Source organism: Pseudomonas sp. SBT1-2 (assembly GCF_028640875.1).
Taxonomy (GTDB): Bacteria; Pseudomonadota; Gammaproteobacteria; order Pseudomonadales; family Pseudomonadaceae; genus Aquipseudomonas; species Aquipseudomonas chlororaphis_I.
In genome coordinates, this window is sequence record NZ_JAQZAA010000077.1 from 25,250 (window position 1) to 47,716 (window position 22,467).

Here is a 22,467-nt window from a genome sequence, read left to right on the forward strand (position 1 = left end):
AGCCAACCCCGGACATTTGCCGCTAAATTAGCCGCTGCCCTCCCCCTGTCTCGTTGTTCCGCACAAGGAAATGCTCAATGAAACTGATCGGTATGCTCGATTCACCCTATGTTCGCCGTGTCGCCATTACCCTCAAGCGCCTGGATATCCCGTTCGAGCATGAGGCGTTGTCGGTGTTTCGCACCTTCGAGCAGTTCCAGCGCATCAACCCGGTGGTCAAGGCGCCGACCCTGATCTGCGACGACGGTACGGTGCTGATGGATTCGTGCCTGATCATCGACTACCTGGAAGCCCTGGCCGGCCGCAGCCTGTTGCCGGCGGCGCCCCAGGCGCGGGCCCACGACCTGCGGCTGATCGGCCTGGCGCTGGCGGCTTGCGAGAAGTCGGTGCAGATCTACTACGAGTACCAGCTGCGCCCCGCGGAAAAACAGCACGAACCGTGGCTGGAGCGGGTTCGCGGGCAGTTGGCGGCGGCCTATGGCGAGCTGGAGAGAGAATTGGAGAAACGTCCGCTGGCCACCGACGGCGGCATCGATCAGGCCGGTATCAGCCTGGCCGTGGCCTGGAGCTTTACCCAGCTGGTGGTGGCCGAGCACCTGGATGCCACGCGGTTCCCAAGGGTCAAGGCGTTTGCGGAGTATGCGCAAGGGTTGGAGTTGTTTGTCAGTACACCGATGGTTTGAGGCCACGGGACGACGCGGTGTTACCGCAGCACCGCGTCATCGTTCACGTTCATCGCGAGCAAGCTCGCTCCTACAGAAGGTCGCGTTGTTCATAAGATCGAGAACGACGCAGTCCTTGTAGGAGCGAGCTTGCTCGCGAAAAAACTTCAGGGCGACGCGCTACCTCAAGCCAGCGCCACCTGCAACGGCGCCACCGCCTGCAGACCGAAACGCTCGGCGAGGAACGGCGTGATATCCAGCGGCAACGCCTCCTCATTCACCAACCGATCCAGCAGCACCCCGGTGATCGCCGAGGTCAGGATGCCAGTGCGGAAATGCCCGCAGGCGTTGAGGTAGCCCTCCACCCCGCACATCGGCCCGAGGATCGGCAGCTCATCCGGCGAGCCCGGGCGCAAACCGGCCCAGCAGCGCTTGAGGTTGACCTGTTCGAGCTGCGGCACGCAGCGCACCGCGCCCTGCACCAGGCCCTGGATTTCCCGGTAGGTGGTGCTGATGTCGAAGCCTTTGTCCTCGGTGGTGCTGCCGATCAGGATCTCGCCGTTGTCCTTCTGCGCCATGTAGCAATCGCTGGTGGTCAGGCAACCGTTGAGCAGTTGCGGCATGCGCTCGGTGAGCAGGATCTGGCCCTTGACCGGCTTCACCGGAATGCTCGCGCCAGTGGCTTGCAGGCTCAGCTCGGCGGCCCAGGCGCCAGCGGCGTTGATCAGGGTGTCGCAATGGAAAACCCCCGCCTCCGCCGTCTGCACCCCGCTGATCCGGCTGCCCTGGTGCAGCACGCCGGTGACGTTGGTGTTGAAGTACATCTCCACGCCGTTCTGCCGCGCGCCTTCGGTGTAGGCGTCGGCCAGGCGGAACGGGTTGACCTGGTGGTCGCAGAGAAATTCCAAGGCCCCCTGGGCGTCATGGCTGACGTTCGGCTCCGCCTCGCGCAGCGCCGCCTGGTCGAGCCAGCGCACCTGATGGGCCAGGTGCGGAATGCAGGCCACGATGTGCTCGGCGTAGAGCCGGTCCTCGTCGTCGTAGATCACGAACTTCAGCCCGGTACGCTCGAACTTGAAGTCCATGCCATGGCGCTCGCGCAGCTCCTGGTGCAGCTGCGGGTACAGGCCGTTGGATTGCAGGGCGAAGTCGAAGAACGACTGCGGCAGGATATGCGGCGTGCTGGAGTCCACCAGCACCGCCGAACCCTGGGCCTGGCGCTTGTTACGGGCCGACATCATGCGAAAGAAGATCACCCCGCAGCCCAGCCCCACCGACTCGCCGATGGCCCACAGGCCGCCGGCCGAGGCGCGGGTGGCATTGCCCGGGCGCTTGGCGTCGATCAACGCCACCCGCAGGTTCTTGCGCTTGGACAACTGGTACGCGCAGGAAGCGCCGATCACACCGCCGCCGGCGATGACCACGTCGTAGAACTTACTCATGATTCAAAGCGTCCTTGCTCGGTTGAGGGAAAGCGGAAAAGGGAATCGGGTCCAGGGGGAAACGCGGGCGCAGCCAGCCCACATCCTGGCGCCCGGTGGCCTGGCGCAAACGGTCGCTGCAATAGCCCACGCACATGCGGCCCTGGCAGTCGCCCATGCTCACCCGGGTGCGCATCTTCAGGCTGGCCATGTCCTGCACGCCCTGCTCCAGGGCGCGGTCGATATCGCCTCGGGTGGCGTGTTCGCAGCGGCAGATCAGGGTGTCGGCGGCCGGCAGTTCGATCTGCCCGGTGCCGCGTTCGGTGTAGCGGTCCACCGCCGCGCGGAAACGCGTGATGGAAGCCAGTTTGTTCTGGTACTTCTGGCGCCGCTCCAGGGCCGCCTCGTTGCTCAGCACATCGCGCTGCATCAGGATCGACAGCGCGGCGATGCGCCCGGTGAGCATCGCTGCCTCGCCGCCGCGGATCCCGCCCATGTCGCCGGCCAGGTGAATGTGCGGCTCACTGCTTTGCTGCCAGACGTTGGCCGTGGCGCGCAGGTAGCCGTCGTGGCTGAAGCCGTGGTTGAGGCCCATCTGCTGGCTGAGCTGGGTACGCGGGATAAAACCGTAGCCCACCGCCAGGGTCTGCGCGGCGACCTGTTGCTGGCGGCTCAGGTCCGGTTCCCAGCGCGCCGAATACGGCGCCACGCTGACGCTTTCCAGCCCGTCCGCGCCCTGGGCCTCGACCACGCCCCAGCCGTAGTGCATGGGAATGCGGTGCAGCTTGAGGTAGGCGAGCATGCTCAGGCCGTCGAGGAACAGCTGCGGCTTGTTCAGCAGCGCCAGGCTTTCCTTGGCGATCCGGCCAAAGGTGCAGGCCTCGTAGACCGCCGCCACGTGCGCGCCACTGGCGTGCAGCTGGCAGGCCACCAGCGGCAGCAGCGGCCCGGTGCCGGCGATCACCACCGGCCCGCGCGGCTTGACCACGCCGCTCTTGATCTGCAACTGCAAGCCGCCCAGCAGCATCACCCCGGGCAAGGTCCAGCCGGGAAACGGCACGCTGCGCTCATGACAACCGGCGGCCAGCAGTAGCTGCGGATAGGCCACTTCCTGCAACTGCTCGTCGGCATCCAGCAGGATCAGGCTGCCCTTGCCTTCGGCCCCCACCACCCGGTGGTTGAGGCGCACGTCGATCATCTGTTCACAGTCGGAAAAGGCGCCGTGCAGTTTCGCCAGGGCTTCGCAATAACGCGGCCCCAGGTAGTCCAGCTGCACGCCGTCGCGCAGCGGCCCGCGGTAGACCACACCGCCCAGGCGCGAGGCCTCGTCGATCAGGGTACTGCGCACCCCGTGCTCGGCCAGTTCGATGGCCGCGGCCATACCCGCCGGGCCGCCGCCGACGATCAGTGGATTCAGGCTCATAGCACCTCCTCCGCCTCGACGATGCGGTTGACCTCGGTCTGCACCTGCATGCCCGGCCGCACCTGGGTCTGGCAGGCCCGGCGCTTGTGCCGGCCGTCGATCTGCACCAGGCAGCAATGGCATACGCCCATGCCGCAATAGGCGCCGGCCAGCTGGCCGTGGTCGTTGCGCGCCACCTGACGCAGCCCGAGGGACTGGATGACGCTGAGTACGGTTTCACCAATCGCCGCCGTCACCGGCTGGCCATTGAGGCTGATGGTCATATCCGCCTGTTGCAGCGGCTGGATATCGAAAGTTCGTTCGGTATGGCGCATCAGTAAATTCGTCCTTGAACGGAGTGAAGAGGAATGCCAGCGTCCTGCTGTGCATCGCCCTGGACCGGATCATCGACCCGGTCCAGGGTTGCGCGGCGCCAGCTCCTCGGGGCTAACACCGGGCCAATCTAGTAGGTTTGTCGAACAAGAACATTGATCTGGGCCAAGCAAAGCACAAGGCTCTGGAATAAGCCTTGCGCCGCCCTGCCCTAGCTGGAGAACACGTAGCGGCCCTTGACCTTGCGCGGCCCGATAAAGGCGAAATCCGGAAAGATCAGGCTGCGCACATACATGGCGAAAAACACCACGCCCAAGGTAATGGCCGCGCCGATCAAAGTGCCCAGCGGGTCCTCGGCATAACCTTCGAACAAGCGCGGGAATTGCGACAGGGTCAGAAGGGCATAGACGGTGTAGGCGTTGGCCGAAGGTTTATGGAAGCCCCAGGCGAACAGCAGCGGCACCACCCCGCCCAAGAGCCCGAACACCCAGGCGGCCTTCGGGCCTATGACCGAACCGAGGAAGAACCCGGCCACCGCGCCGACCACCGCCTGCAACAGCATCACCGCCAGCAGGATCTGGATCTTGCGCCGGTGCCGGGCATAGAGCTTGGGGTCGGAATAGCCGGCGATCCAGAACGCCAGCAGCCGCTCCTTGATACCGCTGCCGGCAAACGCGGCAAAGGTTTCGCCCCTGGAGCGCCCGGCCTCGAGGCTGGCGATGACCTGGCGCTTGGCTTGCTGTTTGTCCATCCGTGTTGCCCCCGATAGTGGCCCCCGGCGGCGCCGTGCCGGCAACGCTAGTAGAGGCGCCCGGGCCTGTCCAATCGGCGTCTACGGCGTTATTTACGCTTGTAGCTCTTGTTGCCGCTCGGGGTCAGGCAATAGACCCCGTCCCGTGGCCCGGTGCAGAAACTGCCACCGCCACAGGGGCAGCCGTCGCTGCTGCGCAACAGGCTTTGTGGGCGCGCCGCCTGCCCCGAGTCGCCGTAGCGCGCGGCGCAGTTTTGCCTGGAACCGCTGATGGAGCCGTCGTTGCATAAAAACAACTCGCCGTCGCAACCGGCGATCCCGCCCTTCTTGCCCGAGCAGGGTTGATTGGCGGCGAACGCCGGGGCCGCCGCCAGCAGCAACAAGCCGACGCCCAGGGCTTTGAAGTCGAGGTAATGAGGTAGGTACATTGCGCAGCATCCATGCCAGCCGGTAATAGCTGGATGATATCAACGATTGCCGCACCCGGCCCGCCTGCTACCCTGCGTTCGCCAGGGCACTGGCGCGAAGATGAAAGATTTTTTAGAAAGCCCGCGGCGATTTCTTGGCAAAATGCAGGCCTGCGTCATGAAATCCCCAATCAGGTAAGCCCTTATGACCCGCATTCTGACCATCGAAGACGATGCCGTAACCGCCCGCGAAATCGTGGCGGAACTGAGCAGCCACGGGCTGGACGTGGATTGGGTCGACAACGGTCGCGAAGGCCTGGTGCGCGCCGTCAGCGGCGACTACGACCTGATCACCCTCGACCGCATGCTACCCGAGCTGGACGGCCTGGCGATCGTCACCACCCTGCGCACCATCGGCGTGTCGACGCCGATCCTGATGATCAGCGCCCTGTCCGATGTCGACGAGCGCGTGCGCGGTCTGCGCGCCGGTGGCGACGACTACCTGACCAAACCCTTCGCCTCCGACGAAATGGCGGCCCGGGTCGAGGTGCTGCTGCGGCGCAAGAGCACGGTGCAGGAATTCGAAACCAGCCTGCGGGTGGCCGACCTGGAGCTGAACCTGATCAGCCGCGAAGCGACCCGCGCCGACCAGCTGCTGAGCCTGTTGCCCACCGAATACAAGCTGCTGGAATTTTTGATGCGCAACACCGGCCAGATCCTCTCGCGGATGATGATTTTCGAGGAAGTCTGGGGTTATCACTTCGACCCGGGCACCAACCTGATCGACGTGCATATCGGCCGTCTGCGTAAAAAAATCGATCCGCCTGGCATGACCCCGCTGATCCGCACCGTGCGAGGCTCGGGTTATGTCATTGCTGAACCCCTCTAAGGGCTGGCGCTCCTCCAGCAGCCGCCTGCTGGCGCTCTACAGTTCACTGTTCGTGGCCTGGAGCTGCATCCTCATGGGCGTCATGTACTACGAGGTGTCCGGCTACCTGGAAAGCCTCGCCAAGCACTCGCTGATGCAGCGCCAGCACCTGTTCGCGCGCTTCCAGGGCGAGCAGCTGGAAGAAGCCCTGACCACCAGCATGACCTTCGACATGCGCGCCATCGACGCCTACGGCCTGTTCGACGAGCGGCGTCACTACCTCAGCGGGCCGATCCGCGAGATCCCCGACGACCTGCCGCTGGACGGGCAGATCCACGAGCTCAAGAGCTGCATCGACTCCGACGACCCCAGCCTGCCCCGCGACAGTTGCGACGCAGTGGCCACCTACACCCGCGACGGCCGCTGGCTGATCCTGGTGCGCGACAACGGCTCGCTGTTCGCGGTGACGCGGATCATCCTCCACGCGCTGCTGTGGGGCGTGTCGCTGACCATCATCCCCGGCGCCGCCGGCTGGCACCTGCTCCGGCGCCGGCCGCTGCGGAGGATCCGCGGCATCCAGGCCAGCGCCGAGGCGATCGTCGCCGGCGACATGACCCACCGCCTGCCGCTGTCCAACCGCCGCGACGAGCTGGACATGCTGGCGGCCATCGTCAACGCCATGCTTGACCGCATCGAACGGCTGATGAACGAGGTCAAGGGCGTGTGCGACAACATCGCCCACGACCTGCGCACCCCGCTGACCCGCCTGCGCGCCCAGCTGTATCGCATGCAACAACAGGCGGTCGAGGGCACGCCGGAAGCCTTGCAGCTGGACCAGGTGCTGGCCGAGGCCGACCGGCTGATGGCGCGTTTTCGCGGCTTGCTGCGGATTTCCGAAATCGAGGATCACCAGCGCCGCTCGGGGTTTGTCGAGCTCGACCCGCTGCCGTTGCTGCGCGAGCTGTATGACTTTTACCTGCCGCTGGCCGAGGAAGGCCAGCTGACCCTGACCCTGGATGTGCCGGACAGGCTGCCAAGCCTGACCGGCGACCGCGCCCTGCTGTTCGAGGCCCTGGCCAATCTGTTGAGCAACTCGATCAAGTTCACCCCGCCGGGTGGCGAGGTGATTCTGCGCGGGGTGGAGGATGGCGGCTGCACGCGCCTGGAAGTCCTCGACTCCGGCCCCGGCATCCCCGAGGCCGAGCGCAAGGCGGTGTTCCAGCGCTTCTACCGGGTCGACGACAGCAACTCCCACGGCGGCTTTGGTTTGGGCCTGTCCATCGTCGCCGCCATCGTCAGCCTGCACGGCTTCAAGCTCGACGTCGGCAGCAGCGACAGCGGCGGCGCCCGCCTGAGCCTCGATTGCCGGCCGAGTTTGATCGCCAAGGACTGAACTGCTGCTACAGAGGAACACGTTCTTTTTCTGTAGGAGCGAGGCTTGCCCGCGAAAAATCCTCATGACAACGCGGTGTTTCAGACAACCCGCGTTATCGTTCACCACCATCGCGGGCAAGCCTCGCTCCTACAGAGGCGGCTCCCCGGTCAGGACAGGTGCACCAGGCTGATGGAATTGCTGCGCAACTCGTACAGCAGTTCCTCGATCATCGCCAGCACGTCCGCCTCTGTCGCGAGCGTGCGCGGGTCGATGCCGGTGACCACCAGGTCGACCCGTCCGCTTTCAGGCTCGAAGACCCGCAGGGTCAGTGTGGAGTCGGAGCCGGTGCTGAAGGCACAGGCCAGGGGCGCGAAGCCCTGTTCGATGTAGCGGCGCAACTGCGCCTGGGAAATCACCCAGGCCTCCCTCAGTGGCGACGCCACAACAGGCCGGCCAGCAGGCCGATCCCGGCGAGGATGGCGACGCTGGCCAAGGGTTTGTTGCGGACAAAAGTGGAGACGCTATCCAGCGCATCGCCATAGGTTTCCTGCAACTGCCCGGCGGCCTGGCGGGCGGCGCCTTCCAGGCGCATCTGCTGGTCGTCCAGCAGCTCGCCTACTGCACCCTGGGCCTTGCCGGCCGCCGTGCCCATCGCACCTTTGATCTGTTCGCTACGCATCGTGCATTCCTTCAGCTGATGATGTTCGGTGCACGGCCCGTGTCCGCCACGGCACCGCACATCACCCAGCCTAAGAAACCCCGTGAAGCCGCAGAAGCGTCATTTGTACTGGTGACGCTGGTGCATTTGCACCGGTCAGCGCTGCGTCTTGCCGCGACGGTCGCCGCTGAACAGCCCGCGCTCGCGAGCCCAGACAATGGCCTCGGCGCGGCTGTGCACTGCCAGCTTGGAATACACCGTGGCCACGTGATTGCGCACCGTGCTGGGCGCCAGTTGCAGGCGCGCGGCGATCTCCTTGTCGGCCAGGCCCTCGCAGATCAGCCCCAGCACATCGCGCTCGCGGGCGGTCAGGTCGGTAAAGGACGCGCTGGGCTGCTCGGCCTGGTTGGCGCTGCGGACATTGGCCAGCTTTTCGATCAGGGTCTGGCTGAACCACGAGGCATCGCGCATCACCTCCTCGATCGCCGACACCAGCTCCAGCTCGGAGCGCTTGCGCTCGGTAATGTCCATCAGCACCAGCAGGTAGCTGGGCTTGTCCTGGATGTTCACGGTGTCGGCCGAGACCACGCAGTCGAGCAGTTCGCCGCCCTTCTTCAGCACCCTGAGGTCGAGGTTGCGCACATCGGCGCTTTTCTCCAGGGCGCCGAACAGGCTGGCGCAGGCCTGCGGGCTGGCGATAAAACCGACTTCTTCCACGGTCTTGCCCAGCAGCTCTTCGGCGGCATAACCGGTGCTGTCGAGAAAGGCCTCGTTGACGTCGACTATCTGCTGGCTGTCGGCGCCGCACACCAGGGTCGGCACCGGCGTCAGGCGGAACGCCTTGGCAAAACGCTCCTCGCTCTGGCGCAGGGCAACCTCCGCCTTGCGCCGCGGCTCCAGGTCCATGAAGGAAAACAGCATGCAGTCTTCTTCGTTGATATCCAGCGGCTGGCCGGCGACGATCACCAGCTTGCTGCCGCCTTCGGGCAGGCGCAGCTCGGCCTGCATCTGCGGGATGGTCGCGCCCTGGTTCAGGCGCTCGATGGCCAGGTCCTTGCGCTCGGCGCCCTCCAGCACATCCACCTCGTACACCGAGCGGCCGATCACCTGGTCGCGGGCATAGCCGGTCATTTCCAGAAAGCCCTGGTTGACCTTGATGTAGCGCAGGTCGCTGAGGCGGCAGATCACCGCCGGCGCCGGGTTGGAATTGAAGGTCTTCTCGAAACGCTGTTCGGCGCTGGCCCACTCGGTGGCATCGCTGAGGATCAGCACCAGGGACTCCACCTCGCCGGCGCGGTCGGTGAGGATCATGCTGCGCACCCGATGCACCCAGGTGCGCGCCTCCTCGCCCTCGCCGCTGCGCACCTCCACCACCACATCGCTGAAGGTCTCCCCGGCGGCGACCCGGTTGATCGGGTAACTCTCCAGGGCCAGGGGGTGATTGTTGCGATAACGCAGGGCGAAACGCTCGGCGTACTGGCGATCGTCGGCGCCCAGCTCACTGATGTCTTCGACCCCGTGCATGGCCAGCGCCGCCTCGTTGGCCCAGACGATGCGCCGGTCCGCCTCGAGCAGGATGACCCCGTCGGACAGTCCGGAAATGATCTGCTGCAACTGGCGGCGATTGGTTTCGGTGGCGAGTAGATCCTGGCTCATGTCAGCTCCTGAAAGGCCCGGCGCTACGGGCAAGGCGGCGGATAAAGGGGGCAGAAACTACGACCACGGCGCATCGCCATCGTGCCCTGGAACCCATGCGCCAATGACAGCGGAGTACTGGAGCCTCACCTGCGCAAAGGCTAAGCTGCCGCACCCGGCCCGATCCGCCAATGCCATCAAGGAGCGAAGCATGATCACCATCCGTGAAGCTGACAGCCGCGATATCGATGCCCTCCAAGCCATCGGATGCGCCACCTACCGCGAGCATTTCTCCTCGATCTGGAGTGCTGAAGGCATACAGCGGTTTCTCGACCAGGACTTCTCCCTCCGCAGCCTGCAAGACTCTCTTGCCGCCAAGAGCGAGCATCTGTGGCTGCTGGCCCTGGACGAGCAACAGCAGCCCATAGGTTTCGCCAAACTCAACTGGGCACGGCCCACCCCGGGCAGCGGCATTCCCGGTGCCGAGTTGCAGAAGATCTATCTGCTCAAATCCCAGGCCGGCAAGGGGCACGGTCGCCGCTTGCTTGAGCATGTGCTGCAGCGCGCCACCGATGCCGGTGAACCCTGCCTGTGGCTGGACGTGCTCAAGAGCAACATTGGCGCCCAGCGCTTTTATGCCAGCGCCGGCCTGCGCCAGATAGGCGAGGTCCCCTTCAACACCGACCTGGAGCAAATAGGGATGTGGGTGATGGCCTGCGACCTGCCCGGTCGCGGCGACCGATAGCCGCCCCGCTCGCCCCTGTAGCCGCTGGCGCAGCCTGCGATAGACCCGAAGGGTCTCCGGCGCCGGCAAGATCGCCGCGAGCGTTCCGCTCGATCGCAGCCTGCGGCAGCGGCTACACGCGCATTGAGCAAGGCCGGAATATCGAGGGTGTCCCCGTTCCCTGTAGCCGCTGCCGAGCCCCGCGAGGCTGCGATAGACCCGAAGGGTCTCCGGCGTCGGCAAGATCGCCACGAGCGTGCCGCTCGATCGCAGCCTGCGGCAGCGGCTACACACGCATTGAGCGGGGCCGGGATATCAAGGGGTGAACAGGTTCAGGAAATGCCCAGGGCCTTCAGGCGTCGGTACAGGGTGCGTTCGCTCAGGCCCAGGGCCTTGGCCAGTTCACTGCGTGAGCCTTCGAACACTTCCAGGGCGTGGGCCAGTTGCTCCAGGTCCTTGCCCGCGCGGCGCCGGCTCGGCTGGGTGGTGGTGGCGCTGCCGGCACGCAATTCCTCAGGCAAGTCCTCGACCCGAATCACCCCGTCGTCGCTGAACAAGCGCGCCCGTTCGAGGATATTGCGCAGCTCGCGGATATTACCCGGGTAGGCATACAGGCCCAGGCGCTCCAGGGCCTGCGGCGCGACCCGCGGCACCGCGCCCGGCGCCAGGCGTTGCAGCAGGCTGTCGATCAGCAGCGGCAGGTCGTCGCTGCGCTCGCGCAGGGCCGGCAGGCGGATCGGGAAGGCGCTGATGCGGTAGTACAGGTCCTGGCGGAAGGTGCCGGCGGCGACCATTTCCTTGAGCGGCTTGTGGGTCGCCGAGACCAGGCGGAAGTCCGAATGCACAGTGCGCAGGCTGCCCACCGGACGAAAGCTGCCGGACTCGATCAGCCGCAGCAGCTTGACCTGCATCGCCAGCGGCACTTCACCGATCTCGTCGAGAAACAGGGTGCCGCCATGGGCTGCTTCGGCCAGGCCGATCTTGCGTTGCAGGGCGCCGGTGAAGGCGCCCTTCTCATAGCCGAACAGTTCGCTCTCCAGCAGGGTCTCGGTCAGGCCGGTGCAATCGACCACCACCAGCGGCCCACCGGCGCGCGGACTGCCATCGTGCAGGGCGCGGGCGAACAGCTCCTTGCCGGTACCGGACTCCCCTTGCAGCAGCACCGGGATCTGCGACGGCGCCGCCCGCTGCAGGGCGCTCAAGGCCTCGTTGAAGGCCGGCGAACGGCCCACCAAACCCTTCTGCTGCGGCTGTACCGAGGCCACCGCCACCGAACTCAAGCGCTCGACATAGGCCACCACCTGCCCCGTGTCACCGAGGATCGGCCGCAGCTCGACGTCCACATGCTCCGGCCCGCGCGGAGTGTGATGGATATGCAGCAGGCGCTCCGGCAGGCGGGTCTCGAAGGCCTTGCGCATCGGACAATGTTCGCCGGCCTGGTCGCACGGCACCGCGAACTGGTGGGACACCCGGTAGCACTTGGCGCCGACATGGGGTTTGCCCTCGACGCCGAACTGGCGCTGGTAGGCGGTGTTGGCCGCGAGGATGTTGTAGTCGGTGTCTAACAGGATCGTCGGCTGCGCGTCATGTTCCAGATAGGACATCAGGGCTAACATTTCAGCACTGGCAAGGGCATGGGTGGACTGGGGCATGGCAACTCCTGGGCGTTGCGCGGCAGCTTAAACCATGAACCCGGCTTCTGCCATTTTCTGCCAGAAACTGCCAATCGACTGCCACCTACAATTGACAGTGACAGCCGGAACGCCCACCCCAGGCCTTTGAATTCAATGAATGGGCGGTAAAAGCAGCGCGCGCCGGTTGGCACGCTTATTGACAGTCCAAGGGATGACTGCCCGCCTTGGCCGGCGTCACCCTATTGTTCGGAGAGCCCAATGATCATCGGCGCATCGCTGTGCGTAGAAGCCTTTTTCGACCACCAGACATGGACCATCAGCTACCTGGTGATGGACCTCGACACCCGGCGCTGCGCGCTGATCGACAGCGTGCTGGACTACGACCCCAAGTCCGGCCGCACCCGCACCGAGTCCGCCGACAAACTGATTGCCCGGGTGCGCGAACTCGATGCCCAGGTCGACTGGATCCTCGAGACCCACGTGCACGCCGATCACCTGTCCGCCGCGGCCTACCTCAAGGCACAGCTCGGCGCCCGGGTGGCGATCGGCAACCAGATCACCGTGGTGCAACAGGTGTTCGGCAAGTTGTTCAACGAAGGCCAGGGTTTTGCCCGTGACGGCAGCCAATTCGACGTGCTGCTCGAAGACGACAGCCGCTTTGCCATCGGCAACCTCCAGGCCCGCGCCCTGCACACCCCCGGCCATACCCCGGCGTGCATGACCTACCTGGTACAGGTCGGAGAAGAGACCGTGGCCTTTGTCGGCGACACCCTGTTCATGCCCGACTACGGCACCGCCCGCTGCGACTTCCCCGGCGCCGACGCGCGCACCCTGTACCGTTCCATCGGCAAGATCCTCGCCCTGCCACCGCAGACCCGGCTGTTCATGTGCCACGACTACCTGCCCAACGGCCGCGAGCTGCAATACATGACCACGGTCGCCGAACAGCGCGCCAACAATATCCATATCCATGAAGGGATCGATGAAGACACCTTCGTGCGCATGCGCGAAGCCCGCGACGCCACCCTGGAAATGCCGGTGCTGATCCTGCCTTCGGTGCAGGTCAACATGCGCAGCGGCCAGTTCCCCGAGCCCGACGACAACGGCGTGAGCTACCTGAAGATCCCGCTGAACGCCCTTTAAAACCTATAACGCCACTCCACCAGGAGACGCTGCCATGCGCCCGATTTCCCCCATCCAACGAGCCGTCAACGGCAGCCACCAGGTGCTGATCGTCGGCGGCGGCGCGGCTGGCATTGCCACCGCGTCCAGCCTGATCAGCCGCGAACCGCACCTGGACGTCGCCATTATCGACCCGGCCGACACCCACTATTACCAGCCCGGCTGGACCCTGGTCGGCGCCGGGGTGTTCCGCGCCGAAGACACCGCGCGCAGCATGGCCTCGCTGATCCCCAAAGGCGTGACCTGGATTCAGGCCGCAGTGAGCAGCTTCGAGCCGGAGCACAACGCCCTGCTGCTCAACGACGGTCGCGTACTGGGCTATGACCAGTTGGTGGTCTGCCCAGGCCTCAAGCTCGACTGGAACGCCATCGACGGCCTGAGCGAAACCCTGGGCAAAAACGGCGTGACCTCCAACTACCGCTACGACCTCGCGCCCTACACCTGGCAACTGGCGCAGAACCTCAAGCAGGGCCAGGCGCTGTTCAGCCAGCCGCCGATGCCGATCAAATGCGCCGGCGCGCCACAGAAAGCCATGTACCTGTCCTGCGATCACTGGCTGCGCAGCGGCCGGTTGGGGCAGATCAACACACGCTTTTTGAATGCCGGCGGCGTGCTGTTCGGCGTGCCGGACTACGTACCGGCGCTGATGGAGTACGTGAAGAAGTACAACATCGCCCTGGATTTCGGCCACAACCTGGTGGCGGTGGACGGCCCCGGCAAACGGGCGACCTTCGTGCGCAACAACGCCGATGGCCAGCAGGAACGCATCGAGCTGCCCTTCGACATGCTGCACGTGGTGCCGCCGCAGACCGCCCCGGACTTTATCCGTAACAGCCCGCTGGCGGATGCCGCCGGCTGGATCGACGTCGACCCGCACAGCCTGCAACACAAGCGCTACAGCAACATCCATGGCCTCGGCGACGGGACCAATACCAGCAACGCGAAAACCGCCGCGGCGGCGCGCAAGCAGGCGCCGGTGGTGGCCACCAACGTGCTGGTGAACCTCAAGCGCCTGCCGACCCGGGCGCAGTACGACGGTTACGGCTCCTGCCCGCTGACCGTGGAGCGCGGCAAGATCGTCCTCGCCGAATTCACCTACGGCGGCAAGGTCGCGCCGAGCTTTCCGGCCTGGCTGCTGGACGGGCGTCAGCCGACCCGCCGCGCCTGGTGGTTGAAGGAGCGCATCCTGCCGCCGCTGTACTGGCGCGGCATGCTCAAGGGCCATGAGTGGCTGGCGCGGCCCAGCCTGGTGACGGACCTGCCGGAATCATGAGTGAGTACAGCTTGTTGGGCGCCGGGCTCGGCGCGCTGATCGGGGCGATCCTGGCATTGACCGGGGCCGGCGGTGGGATTCTCGCGGTGCCACTGCTGGTGTTCGGCCTCGGCCTGAGCATGGTCGAGGCCGCGCCCATCGGCCTGCTCGCGGTGGGCCTGGCGGCCGCCGTGGGCGCGGTGCTGGGGCTACGCGAAGGCATCGTGCGTTACCGCGCCGCCGGCTTCGTCGCCACCATCGGCATCCTTATGGCGCCGGTCGGCCTGTGGCTGGCCCACCGCCTGCCGAACCTGCCCCTGGCCCTGCTGTTTTCCGCGGTGCTGCTGTACGCCTGCGGGCGCATCCTGCTTAAGGCCACCCGCGAACTGCGCCACGGCCAACCGGCACCCCGCGCCGAGTTCCGCCCCTGCGTGCTCAACCCGCTGCAAGGCCGGCTACGCTGGACCCTGCCCTGCGCCCGCGCCCTGACCTTCACCGGCATGCTCTCGGGGCTGCTCTCCGGGCTGCTCGGGGTCGGCGGCGGCTTCGTGATCATCCCGGCCCTGACCCGCTACACCAACCTGGACAGCAAAAGCATCGTCGCCACCTCCCTGGCGGTGATCGCCCTGGTGTCCACCGGCAGCGTGATCACCGCCAGCCTCAGCGGCGTGATGCACTGGGCGGTGGGCGCGCCCTTCGCCGGCGGCGCGGTGCTCGGGCTGATTGCCGGCCGTCAGGTCGCCCGTTACCTAGCGGGGCCGCGGCTGCAGCAGTTGTTTGCCTTGGTGGGGATGCTGGCGGCGGTGATGCTCAGCCTCGGAGCACTCGGCGCCTGGCGTTGAACCCGCAATCGCGAGCAAACGCTCTTCTGTAGGAGCGAAGCTTGCTCGCGATAGCGCCCGCCCAGACGGCAAAAATATCTCGGCAATCAATCGCTCCTACAACCAAATCAGCACCTGCCCAGCCTCTTGCAGATTCCTCCTAAATCCATCGCCCGCCATTCCCGGTACGGTTTCCAGCGCCCCTTTTGCCTGAACCAGGACCACCCATGGCCAGCAACGGACCCGGGCCAATGCCCAACCTTCTACGGCCCGCCAACCCCAACCAGCGCCCCGCTGAACGCGCCGCCGAGACCGAACAGCCCAGCTACGGCGAACAGCTCTGGGCCCAGTACGAGAAATACGCCAAGGAGCCCTCACCACCGCCCGACAAGGTCCAGGTGGCGCTGCGCATTGGTGTGTTTTTCGATGGCACGGGCAACAACGCCAGCAACTCGGCCATGGGCCAGATTTGCGGGGCGCAGCATGCCATTGAAGCCAGGGATATCGATGGCAGTTGCAAGCCGTATATGAGGGATCCGGAGAGTAGTTATGGGAATGATGTGAGTAATGTTAAGCGGTTGAGTGATTTGTACTTTTCCAACCAGAGAGCCGAAGGAGACGGCCTGCAAAAGCGGGCTTTCCGCTCAATCTATGTCGAGGGTATTGGCACTCAGACTGGAGAGAAGGACAGCTTGATCGTCTCTGGTACAGGGCGTGGAAATACAGGCGTGACTGGACGGGTACGACAATCGTTTGAACACATAAAAGTGATCATTCAGAACTTCCAGCAAGAAAACCCTGACTGTGAAATTGCTTCGCTAATCTTTGACACCTTCGGTTTTAGCCGTGGCGCCGCGGCGGCCCGACATTTCGCCAATGAAGTCGTACGCTGGCTCGGGCCACTCGAGTTGATTTTGTACGACCACTCCAATGCTTTCAGCCCCCGCTTTAACCGACAGTACGGCCACGATGTTGATATAGGTTTTATCGGCTTGTTCGACACCGTGCCGTCGGTTGCTGGGCTGAGCAATCTGGGTAACGTGCGCAGCGCCATTGCCCCTGGTATCAAGCTGCACCTCGACCGTCACTACTTTCGCTCGGTGATTCAATTGGTTGCCCGCGACGAGTACCGCGCCAACTTTGCCCTGAGCCGGGTCAAACCCGACCACGTAGAGATCACCCTACCCGGCGCGCACTCGGATATCGGCGGCGGTTATCTGGATGAGGTGCAGGAGTGTGTACTGGTCAGTCCGATGCAGGCGCTGGAGGTGCCATTCAATACTGATGTGACCCAAACCTCGATTTACCGAGACGCGGTACAGGCAAAATCGCGCTGGCTGGCCAAGGGCTGGCCCACACAATGGCTGGAGATCGTCACACCGGAGCCTATGGTTCTGCCGCAAGATCCGCAGGACCGTCTCGGCTTACGACAAAAACGAGTGTATGTGGGCGTGCAGCTCAAGCGCCCTATGAGCAACAGGCTATCGAGGGTGTATCTGCGTGTGATGTATGAGTTGGCCAAGGAGAACGGCGTACGCTTCAACACCATCGACGAACAAGACCCGGACTACGCCATACCGCAAGAGCTGCAAGCCCTTTGTGACAGATTTGTCGCCGGTGACTACAGTACGACTCCAGCTGAGGAGACCATGCTCAAGCTGCGTTATATCCATCTCTCGGCCCACTGGAACCACCCGCTTGGCAAACAGGATGGCGGCAGCCTTAAAGTCGTCTACATCAACGCCCCCACGGCGGATGCCGTGCGAGTGCAACACCCTCACGTACCTGACTGGACGCTTTGGTAATGAGAGTATTCATCGCCCTACTGGGCGCACTGCTATTGACTGGCTGTCAGGCCAGTGACCCGCTATCCGGAAAGAATGATCCTCACTTGCCTTGGTGGAGCCTCAACTTCACTGAGCCGTATTACATGAAGGTATGGGTTGAAGACACAGCGGTAGAGGATATCAACGGCATACTGTTTCGCCGGACTGGCGGTGGTTCTGCTGCTGGTGGCAACCCAGGCTATGACAAGGAATGGGCCAGAGGTTGGGATGGCGTCGGAGATACCGGCAAGCCGGTGGTAGGGGCTGATCTTCCCAAGCACATCTTTGTCCGCTGGCAGTCTGTGGTAGAGCCACAGACTTATCGGGCCTGGGTGGATATCCCGGAAGAAGCCCTACAGATTATGCGCAAGGCGACCGCCCGACGTTGTGCCTTGTACCCCAAACGTGGCTCTTCTTATCTGGCATCCCTTTATTTGGGCCTTGCCCCCGGAGGAATCATTCAGGTTTGGGTAAGAGACGAATGCTACCGCCCGATCAAAGTCGCCCGCACCCAAGCTGAAGTCGAGCCGCTAGGCCCCCACCTGGGCAAATCCAACGGACACTATTACCCCCTGCCCGAAAACTCCAAACGCTACATAGAGCAATACGGTATTCCCTATGGCAGTTGGTAGGCAGATCCCTTCTGATATCGAAGCGCGTTGCTAAATGACTACGTCCCCTCACGTACCTGACTGGACGCTTTGGTAATGAGAGTATTCATCGCCCTGCTAGGCGCACTGCTGTTGACTGGCTGTCTGGCTAGCGACCCGCTATCTGGGAAAAACGACCCCAAGGCACCTTGGTGGCAGCTTGGCTTCAGCGAGCCGTTCTATATGAAAGTTTGGGTTGAAGACAGCGCTGTTGAAGATATCAACGGCAAGCTATTCCTTCGCACTGGCGGCGGCTCCGCTGCGGGTGGTGATATGGGTTACGACAAAGAGTGGGCCAGAGGATGGGGCGGGAAGGGAGTTGGAGGTAGCGGTAAATCAGTGGTTGGCGCTGACCTGCCCAAGCGCATTTTCGTACGCTGGCAATCGGTCGTAGAGCCACAGGCCTATCGGGCATGGGTGGATATTCCAGAAGAGGCCCGGAAAATCATGACCACCTCGACTAACCGACGCTGCCCGGAAACTCCGCATCAGACTGCTCGCTATATGGCATCGGTCTATTTAGGCCTGGCCCCCGGTGGCATCGTACAAGTCTGGGTCAGAGATGAATGCCGCAACACAGTCAAAGTCGCCCGTGCGCAAGCTGAGATTGAACCGCTGGGGCCGCACCTGGGTAAATCAAACGGGCACTACTACCCGCTACCCGAGAATTCCAAGCGCTACATAGAGAAGTACGGCATTCCCTATGGCAGTTGGTAGACAGAACCCTTCTGATATCGAAGCACGCTGCTCAACAATCACGTTCCCTCACGTACCTGACTGGACGCTTTGGTAATGAGAGTATTCATCGCCCTGCTGAGCACACTGCTACTAAGTGGCTGCCTGACCACCGATCCGCTATCCGGAAAAAACGACCCCAAAAATCCCTGGTGGGAGCTTGGCTTTACCGAACCCTACTACATGAAAGTCTGGGTCGAAGACAGCGCAGTAGAAGATATCAACGGAATGCTGTTTCGACGCACCGGTGGTGGAACTGCATCAGGCGGCAACCTCGGTTACCAAAAGGAATGGGCCAGAGGCTGGAGCGAAGTTGGTGGTGATGGCAAATCGGTGATCGGTGCCGACCTGCCCAAACGCATTTTCGTTCGCTGGCAATCGGTGGTTGAACCGCAAACCTATCGGGTATGGATCGATATCCCGGAAGAGGCCCGACAGATCATGCGCAAGACCACGGCCCGTCGGTGCCCGGAAACGCCACAGCAAACCGCCAGCTATATGGCCTCAGTCAATCTAGGGCTGGCGCCGGGAGGCATTGTCCAGGTCTGGGTAAGAGATGAATGTCATCACCCAATCAAAGTCACCCGCGTCCAAGCTGAAGTTGAGCCTTTAGGGCCGAGCCAAGGCAAAACCAATGGCCGTTACGCCTACCAGATCAGTGAAGGGTCCAAACGCTACATAGAGAAATATGGCATTCCCTATGGCAGTTGGTAGGCTCCCCTTCTGGTAGAGGGACGCCTTGGTAATGAGAGCACTCATCGCCCAACTGACGCGCTAATGCTCTACCGCATACCGCTGCTCTCACAGACAACTCCCCACCTGACAGCACCACTCCCCTCTAGCCACCTCGCACATATCGCACCACCACCCCAAAGACTAAACTCCACTCACCCTTCCCTCTCATGAGCCCCATATCCCCATGAACATCGACTGGCTGCACTTCACGCCCTGGAGCGCCCTCGCCGGTGGCGCGCTGATTGGTCTGGCCGCTGGCATATTTGTGATGGCCAACGGGCGCATTGCCGGGATCAGCGGCTTGCTGGGCAGCCTGCTGCAACCGGGCAGCGAAGGCTGGAGCGAAAAGGCCCTGTTCCTCTCGGGCCTGCTGCTGGCGCCGTTGTTCTGGGGGCTGTTCCAGGTGTTGCCGACGATCGAGTTCCAAAGCGGCATCGCCGGCCTGATCGGCGCCGGGCTGTTGGTGGGCCTGGGTACGCGCTACGGCGCGGGCTGCACCAGTGGTCATGGCGTCTGTGGCATCTCCCGATGGTCGCCGCGCTCATTGGTCGCCACCCTGAGTTTTATGCTGACCGGCTTTATCACCGTCTGGCTGCTGCGCCACGGGATGGGGCTATGAACATGCGCAAAGTCACGGCCTTTATCGCCGGCCTGTTGTTTGGCCTCGGCCTGCTGCTGTCAGGCATGACCAACCCGACCAAGGTCCTGAATTTTCTGGACCTGGCGGGCCAGTGGGACCCGTCCCTGGCCCTGGTGATGTTCGGCGCCATCGGCGCTGCCTGGTGGCCGTTCCACTGGGCCATCAAACAGCCCAATGCCCTGCTCGGCGCGACCATGCAATTGCCCACCCGCCGCGATATCGACCGCCGCCTGATCGGTGGCAGCCTGCTGTTCGGCATCGGCTGGGGCATCGCCGGTATCTGCCCGGGGCCGGGGCTGACCCTGCTGTTCACGTTCCATTGGCAGGCCTGGGTATTTGTCCTGGCCATGCTGGCGGGCATGCTGCTGTTTCAGTGGCTGGAAGCGCGCCGCACGCACTGAGCCCTTGGCGAACCGGACCCGCCAAGGTTAGTGTCCGGGTCTACCTCTCAAAGGATGCCCCCACATGGACTGTGAAATCCGCCCCGCCCACGAGCAGGACGCCGACGCCATCAGCCGCCTGATCATCGCCGCCCTGCAGACCAGCAACGCCCAGGACTACCCAGCCGCCGTGATCGCCCAGGTGCGGCAAAACTTCAGCCCGCACGCCGTGCGCCAGTTATTGAGCAAACGCCAGGTCTGGGTGGCCCAGGCGGCCGGCGAAATCGTCGGCACCGCCAGCCTTGACGGCCATATAGTGCGCTCGGTCTTCGTCGCCCCGGAAAGACAAGGCCAGAGCGTCGGCCGCCAACTGATGGCCGAACTCGAACGCCAGGCCCTGAACGCCGGCATCACCCAGCTGACCGTGCCCTCCTCGATCACCGCCGAAGGCTTCTACGCCAACCTGGGCTTTCGTACCCTGCGCGAGCAATACCATGGCGAGGAACGCACCCTGATCATGCAACGCGAGCTAGATCAGACAACGCACAACCTGTAGCCGCTGCCGAGCAACGCGAGGCTGCGCCCGACTGCGCAGCAGTCGCCAAACCTGCAAGCACAGCCTGCCTGACTAAACACCAAGCCAACCTACAAAACCAAAACCGACTCAAGGCAAAGCCTCAAACCGCCCACTCCCCTCATTCCACTGAAACCCCGGCAACTTGCAGTCGCTCAAACTGATCCGCAGGCTCTCCCCCTCCGCCTGCACCTGCAACATATCCACCCCTTGATACAGACAGCCCGGCGCCGCCAGCGTCAGGGTCTGCAACGGTTTGCCGCTGGCCTTGTCCACCACCTCGATCGCCGTTATCCGCTGGTCATTGCCCTGCATCGGCACCTGGAAATACCAGCGTTTGGTAGACGCGCTCTGCAACAGCGTGGTGTTCGGCTGCGGCCACGAGTAGTCCGAGTTCACCAGGGCCACCAGCTTCAGGGCGATGGGCAAGGTCTTGCCGGTGCGATAGCTGGTCCAACTGCCACGCACCTGCTCGCTCTGGCGGCTGACCATCAGGTCGTTGAACTGCAAGCGCGCCACCGGCAGGCCCTGCTCGTCCAGCTCGTCCATGGCCAGCACCTTGTTGCTGAAGCTGAAGGTCGGCTTGAGGCGGATCGGCGTGCGATAGCGCTGGTAGGCATAGGTCCCCTGGTACAGCGCGTTCTGGTTGCCCAGCGTCAGCACAATGGCCTGCTTGCCCAAGGTGCCCTGGTACACCCCATGGGCCGCTTGCGCCGGCACTAGCCACGACACCAGCCACAACGCCGCCAGCCCGCGAAAAAGATCAACCACTCGCATCAGAAACGCTCCTCGCCAGACTGAATAAATTCCAGCCGGTCAGGGCTGATCACGCGGTAATAGTCCCAACGCCGGGTGCCCGCACTGAAGTTGACAAAGTCCTGCTTGCTGAACTCCATCTGCCCGCCCGCGGCAAAACGCACCGTGCCCTGTGCGGCGAACTGCTCCAACTGCGGATGGCGCAGATACGCCTGGGTCTGTGGGTGATACAGGTAATACTGGGTCGGCGCGCACAGCACACCGCCGTACGGGCCGTTCAAGCTGTAGCTCTGCACTTGGAAATCGATGGTTGAATCGGCATCGAAATGCTCGAAGGTCAGGGTGCGGGTCCCGGTCGGAGCCAGGCACCACTGCCCGCCCACCTCCTGCACCACCTCGCCGGTGGCCCGGCTCAGCACCCGGATGTTGTCCACCCGCCCCGTGTCCTCCCCGGCGTTGCGCACGGCATGCACACTGAAATAGAACTGCTTGTCGGCCGCCGGCTGCAACAACTCACCGTCAAAGGCCTCGCGCTGACTCCCGCCAAAACGCATCACCCGCTGCAACTGCAACGGCTGCTGCACGCCCGTGCGCAAATCGACCAAGGCCCCCTGCAACGCCTCGGCCCCCTCGGCAAAGGGCTGCAACGACACAGCCGCCGCCGGCAAGGTCGGGTTATCCATGATATTGATCAACAGCCCCCTGCCCGGACGAAACGGCGTGAGCTCCAAAGGCATCGGCAACCGCTCGGCCCCGCTAAACCAATAGCCAGACATCCCGCCGCCATATTGCGAGTCATAGGTGAGCGCCAGCTCCACCGGCGTATCGCCGAGCGTGCCGCGATAGGTGGTGATGGGGTTGGCGTTGGCCGTGGGCACACTCAGCGCCATACCCACAAACAGCACCGGAGCCAACCGGGATAGAAAATGCCCCAGGCGAGACACACCACCCCGCGTCCTTGCCCCTACTCGCCTCCCGCCACCAACGGACTGGGTCATGCCTGCGCTCCTTGCAATAGGTAAAAGGCGCGCAGGATAGCAAAGTTG

At 63.8% G+C, this 22,467-nt stretch carries 25 protein-coding genes; 14 read left to right on the forward strand and 11 right to left on the reverse strand.

Features of this window, described 5'->3' with window-relative positions:
* Positions 1-77 precede the first annotated feature (77 nt).
* Positions 78-683: a glutathione S-transferase gene (locus PVZ78_RS13520; RefSeq protein WP_016701777.1), complete on the forward strand. Its 606-nt coding sequence runs from the start codon at positions 78-80 to the stop codon at positions 681-683.
* A 164-nt stretch (positions 684-847) separates the two neighbouring features.
* Here PVZ78_RS13520 and hcnC read toward each other — a convergent pair whose 3' ends face one another.
* From hcnC to PVZ78_RS13545, 5 genes are all read right to left on the reverse strand, one after another.
* Complete coding sequence (gene hcnC / locus PVZ78_RS13525) at positions 848-2,104, reverse strand: cyanide-forming glycine dehydrogenase subunit HcnC (RefSeq protein ID WP_273828801.1); 1,257 nt, start codon at positions 2,102-2,104, stop codon at positions 848-850.
* Positions 2,097-3,506 (reverse strand): cyanide-forming glycine dehydrogenase subunit HcnB, encoded by a 1,410-nt coding sequence (hcnB, locus tag PVZ78_RS13530; RefSeq protein WP_124354876.1) that lies wholly within the window; start codon positions 3,504-3,506, stop codon positions 2,097-2,099. Before hcnB ends, hcnC begins: the two co-directional genes overlap by 8 nt.
* Positions 3,503-3,820: a cyanide-forming glycine dehydrogenase subunit HcnA gene (gene hcnA / locus PVZ78_RS13535; RefSeq protein WP_016701774.1), complete on the reverse strand. Its 318-nt coding sequence runs from the start codon at positions 3,818-3,820 to the stop codon at positions 3,503-3,505. The genes hcnB and hcnA overlap by 4 nt, the downstream gene beginning before the upstream one ends.
* A 209-nt stretch (positions 3,821-4,029) precedes the next feature.
* On the reverse strand, positions 4,030-4,569 hold the full coding sequence (locus tag PVZ78_RS13540; protein ID WP_273828802.1) for a hypothetical protein: 540 nt from the start codon (positions 4,567-4,569) through the stop codon (positions 4,030-4,032).
* A gap of 89 nt (positions 4,570-4,658) precedes the next feature.
* The gene (locus PVZ78_RS13545) at positions 4,659-4,997 is read right to left on the reverse strand and encodes a hypothetical protein (protein ID WP_273828803.1); all 339 of its coding nucleotides are present in this window, start codon (positions 4,995-4,997) and stop codon (positions 4,659-4,661) included.
* 184 nt (positions 4,998-5,181) lie between these two features.
* Between PVZ78_RS13545 and PVZ78_RS13550 the strand changes: the two genes are divergently transcribed.
* Positions 5,182-5,865, forward strand: coding sequence for a response regulator transcription factor (locus PVZ78_RS13550; RefSeq protein ID WP_007930717.1), 684 nt, complete (start codon positions 5,182-5,184; stop codon positions 5,863-5,865).
* On the forward strand, positions 5,843-7,237 hold the full coding sequence (locus PVZ78_RS13555; RefSeq protein WP_081361912.1) for a sensor histidine kinase: 1,395 nt from the start codon (positions 5,843-5,845) through the stop codon (positions 7,235-7,237). Before PVZ78_RS13550 ends, PVZ78_RS13555 begins: the two co-directional genes overlap by 23 nt.
* A 149-nt stretch (positions 7,238-7,386) precedes the next feature.
* Here PVZ78_RS13555 and PVZ78_RS13560 read toward each other — a convergent pair whose 3' ends face one another.
* The 3 genes from PVZ78_RS13560 to PVZ78_RS13570 form a co-directional block, all read right to left on the reverse strand.
* Entirely contained in the window at positions 7,387-7,635 is a 249-nt protein-coding gene (locus tag PVZ78_RS13560) for a DUF1652 domain-containing protein (RefSeq protein ID WP_009048452.1), read from the reverse strand.
* Positions 7,636-7,646: 11 nt separating this feature from the next.
* A complete protein-coding gene (locus PVZ78_RS13565) occupies positions 7,647-7,898 on the reverse strand; it encodes a CsbD family protein (RefSeq protein WP_103331709.1) in 252 nt (83 codons plus the stop codon).
* 135 nt (positions 7,899-8,033) lie between these two features.
* On the reverse strand, positions 8,034-9,533 hold the full coding sequence (locus PVZ78_RS13570; protein WP_273828804.1) for a helix-turn-helix transcriptional regulator: 1,500 nt from the start codon (positions 9,531-9,533) through the stop codon (positions 8,034-8,036).
* Positions 9,534-9,723: 190 nt separating this feature from the next.
* Between PVZ78_RS13570 and PVZ78_RS13575 the strand changes: the two genes are divergently transcribed.
* Positions 9,724-10,257 (forward strand): GNAT family N-acetyltransferase, encoded by a 534-nt coding sequence (locus PVZ78_RS13575; protein WP_038579858.1) that lies wholly within the window; start codon positions 9,724-9,726, stop codon positions 10,255-10,257.
* Between the two features lie 311 nt (positions 10,258-10,568).
* Here the strand turns inward: PVZ78_RS13575 and PVZ78_RS13580 are convergent, their stop codons facing one another.
* Positions 10,569-11,888, reverse strand: a complete 1,320-nt coding sequence (locus PVZ78_RS13580; RefSeq protein ID WP_273828805.1) for a sigma-54 interaction domain-containing protein — start codon at positions 11,886-11,888, stop codon at positions 10,569-10,571.
* A gap of 240 nt (positions 11,889-12,128) precedes the next feature.
* Here PVZ78_RS13580 and PVZ78_RS13585 point away from each other — a divergent pair, with 240 nt between their 5' ends.
* From PVZ78_RS13585 to PVZ78_RS13630, 10 genes are all read left to right on the forward strand, one after another.
* Positions 12,129-13,013 carry an MBL fold metallo-hydrolase gene (locus PVZ78_RS13585; protein WP_038631737.1) on the forward strand — a complete coding sequence of 295 codons (885 nt, stop codon included), beginning with the start codon at positions 12,129-12,131 and terminating at the stop codon, positions 13,011-13,013.
* 34 nt (positions 13,014-13,047) lie between these two features.
* The gene (locus PVZ78_RS13590) at positions 13,048-14,325 is read left to right on the forward strand and encodes an NAD(P)/FAD-dependent oxidoreductase (protein WP_038631734.1); all 1,278 of its coding nucleotides are present in this window, start codon (positions 13,048-13,050) and stop codon (positions 14,323-14,325) included.
* On the forward strand, positions 14,322-15,146 hold the full coding sequence (locus PVZ78_RS13595) for a sulfite exporter TauE/SafE family protein (protein WP_273828806.1): 825 nt from the start codon (positions 14,322-14,324) through the stop codon (positions 15,144-15,146). Before PVZ78_RS13590 ends, PVZ78_RS13595 begins: the two co-directional genes overlap by 4 nt.
* Before the next feature lie 206 nt (positions 15,147-15,352).
* The gene (locus PVZ78_RS13600; protein ID WP_273828807.1) at positions 15,353-16,930 is read left to right on the forward strand and encodes a phospholipase effector Tle1 domain-containing protein; all 1,578 of its coding nucleotides are present in this window, start codon (positions 15,353-15,355) and stop codon (positions 16,928-16,930) included.
* Positions 16,930-17,583 carry a DUF2931 family protein gene (locus tag PVZ78_RS13605; protein ID WP_169913227.1) on the forward strand — a complete coding sequence of 218 codons (654 nt, stop codon included), beginning with the start codon at positions 16,930-16,932 and terminating at the stop codon, positions 17,581-17,583. The genes PVZ78_RS13600 and PVZ78_RS13605 overlap by 1 nt, the downstream gene beginning before the upstream one ends.
* Before the next feature lie 75 nt (positions 17,584-17,658).
* Positions 17,659-18,318, forward strand: a complete 660-nt coding sequence (locus tag PVZ78_RS13610; protein ID WP_273828808.1) for a DUF2931 family protein — start codon at positions 17,659-17,661, stop codon at positions 18,316-18,318.
* A gap of 75 nt (positions 18,319-18,393) precedes the next feature.
* Positions 18,394-19,050, forward strand: a complete 657-nt coding sequence (locus tag PVZ78_RS13615; protein WP_273828809.1) for a DUF2931 family protein — start codon at positions 18,394-18,396, stop codon at positions 19,048-19,050.
* A gap of 205 nt (positions 19,051-19,255) precedes the next feature.
* Complete coding sequence (locus PVZ78_RS13620; protein ID WP_053268776.1) at positions 19,256-19,690, forward strand: YeeE/YedE family protein; 435 nt, start codon at positions 19,256-19,258, stop codon at positions 19,688-19,690.
* Positions 19,691-19,692: 2 nt separating this feature from the next.
* On the forward strand, positions 19,693-20,112 hold the full coding sequence (locus PVZ78_RS13625; RefSeq protein WP_029526518.1) for a DUF6691 family protein: 420 nt from the start codon (positions 19,693-19,695) through the stop codon (positions 20,110-20,112).
* Between the two features lie 64 nt (positions 20,113-20,176).
* Entirely contained in the window at positions 20,177-20,647 is a 471-nt protein-coding gene (locus PVZ78_RS13630) for a GNAT family N-acetyltransferase (RefSeq protein WP_273828810.1), read from the forward strand.
* A 108-nt stretch (positions 20,648-20,755) separates the two neighbouring features.
* Here the strand turns inward: PVZ78_RS13630 and PVZ78_RS13635 are convergent, their stop codons facing one another.
* Together PVZ78_RS13635 and PVZ78_RS13640 are read right to left on the reverse strand one after the other, a co-directional pair.
* Positions 20,756-21,442, reverse strand: coding sequence for a hypothetical protein (locus PVZ78_RS13635; RefSeq protein WP_273828811.1), 687 nt, complete (start codon positions 21,440-21,442; stop codon positions 20,756-20,758).
* On the reverse strand, positions 21,442-22,419 hold the full coding sequence (locus tag PVZ78_RS13640) for a hypothetical protein (RefSeq protein ID WP_273828812.1): 978 nt from the start codon (positions 22,417-22,419) through the stop codon (positions 21,442-21,444). Before PVZ78_RS13640 ends, PVZ78_RS13635 begins: the two co-directional genes overlap by 1 nt.
* Between the last annotated feature and the right edge of the window lie 48 nt (positions 22,420-22,467).